The organism is Youngiibacter multivorans (assembly GCF_017873395.1).
GTDB classification, from domain to species: Bacteria; Bacillota; Clostridia; order Clostridiales; family Clostridiaceae; genus Youngiibacter; species Youngiibacter multivorans.
The window spans coordinates 1-1826 of sequence record NZ_JAGGKC010000065.1 but is presented as its reverse complement, the minus strand read 5'-3'; the positions used below and the strand labels follow the sequence as shown (position 1 = coordinate 1826).

The 1826-nt window shown below is 40.4% G+C and carries 1 protein-coding gene; it reads right to left on the bottom strand.

Going from position 1 to position 1826, the window contains the following annotated elements; all coding sequences use genetic code 11:
• Positions 1-600: 600 nt before the first annotated feature.
• Entirely contained in the window at positions 601-1725 is a 1125-nt protein-coding gene (locus tag J2Z34_RS17465) for a radical SAM protein (RefSeq protein WP_209461154.1), read from the bottom strand.
• Positions 1726-1826: the final 101 nt, after the last annotated feature.

Genomic DNA, 1826 nt, shown 5'->3' with positions numbered 1-1826 from the left:
CAAATCAGGAAGATGGAAGTTCCAACTGAGGTTTGGCTGAATCCGATCAAAACTGACGATAAGATTTTGCGACAACTACCTTGACAAACACCGTTCTTCAGCGCCGATCCATTTTTAGTATGCTCCCACTTGCTGTAGACAATTTAAACAATAATGCTGTCAATGCAGCTGGGCATTGAAAAGTTCCGAATATTAACTAAGACCTGAATTCACAATTCAGGTCTTTTAATTTAGATTCTTTAATTATAATCCTGTCTTTGACACTTTATGGACGATAAAAGCCTGGAAAACGTTGATACTATGCGTTTCCCAGGCTTTAGAATTTTGCTGTTTTTTGCGTAATGTCTTTGGATTTTCGGTGTGTTTAATAATTTTTTCATCATTTTTTGTGTCAGTACTTCACAATCAGTCTGGAATCTGAACTTCAGCTTGAGCTTGGCGGGTTTGTCAGCCAGTGACTAGCACTTTCAGCGGTTCTTGCATTTCTTCCTATTATTTCAAACACTTACGGTCTTTCTAAGCGGAACAGATTGTTTTGACTCAAGAACCTGAGATAACTCGGGATTTCAAAGGAACAATCCGAACTCAATTAACGAGTCTCTAGAAAAACAGCTCTCCAGCCTTATAGCCTGCTGGCAATTCCTCTTCTACCAAGAATTTAAAGCTGTCATCACGAAGTATTGGCAAAAATGCCTCGTATGGGGTTCTTGGGAATTCACAGGCATAGTTGCTCGCTCCGAACCACTTGCCTTCTTTGCTGCTCAAATTCAGGTTTCTGGCAAATTTAGTATAGTTCGAGCAATCATGAACCGCCAGATCCCACTTTTCTTCATCTGCTATCTTCATGAATTTCAATGTAAGTTCCCTGCTCCAAATTGGAGATACATAGCCTTGTCTGCAGATGTACATATTCTCCCCGTAATAGTTATCTATGTTGTTCTCATTCAGATGCAGCTCTGCACAATTTATGAAGTCCAGTTTTGTATCCAGTATAGCCTGCTTTTTTCTGAAGAAGCCTTCAAAAAACTCAGGTGTCATTGGAGTCTCGATACCAACATTCTTGATGTACTTTTTAGCTATCCTTATATTTTCAATGACTTTGTCCGAGCAGTTGGCTGCACCCAGGTTAAACCTCAACTCATCAAGACCCGCTTCACCCAAAGCTTTCAAAGACTCTTCAGTGGCCAGGATTCCATTCGTGTACAGGTGCTGGTGTATCTCTGCCTTCTTGAACTTCCTTATGAGCGGATAATATTTTTCAATTTCCATGAAGGGCTCAAGATAAACATAGGAGATACCAGTAGGCTTCTTGTGGATTGAAAGGAGAAGGTCAATGTCCTTCTCATAGAATTTAGTGCCGCCAATCTCCCACATGCCTTCACCAACAGGAGGAATATCATCAAGTCCTCCATAGTTGTAGCAGAACTTGCACTCTATATTGCATTTGTTGGTTTTCCTGATTGCACTCAATCCAGTGCCTAGTAGACATGAACGGCAGCCATTCGGGAATTTGCTGTCATCACCTACATATATTGTTCTGTTCTCCAAGGTCTTAAGATTTCCGATTTCAGCCATTAAGGCATCATTCCTATGGTCAATCGCTTCCTCAATCTGAGCAAAGGTAGCATACACGATCTCCTGCTGCTTTATCATGAGTTCCTCTTCCTCAGGCAGTTCCGCAAAAAACTCAAACCAAACCAATGCATCCTTCTTTGATATCTTCATTATATATCCTCCCTTAATTTAAACCAATTATCTCTTATTATCTCGGTATATCTTAGATTTCCATATTAACCTTATGAGAGCATACTCCAAGGATTAGGGCA

What these genes read in the sequence shown, in the direction of transcription:
- J2Z34_RS17465 (WP_209461154.1), bottom strand. Translation starts at nt 1,725, where the DNA reads ATGAAGATATCAAAGAAGGATGCATTGGTTTGGTTTGAGTTTTTTGCG.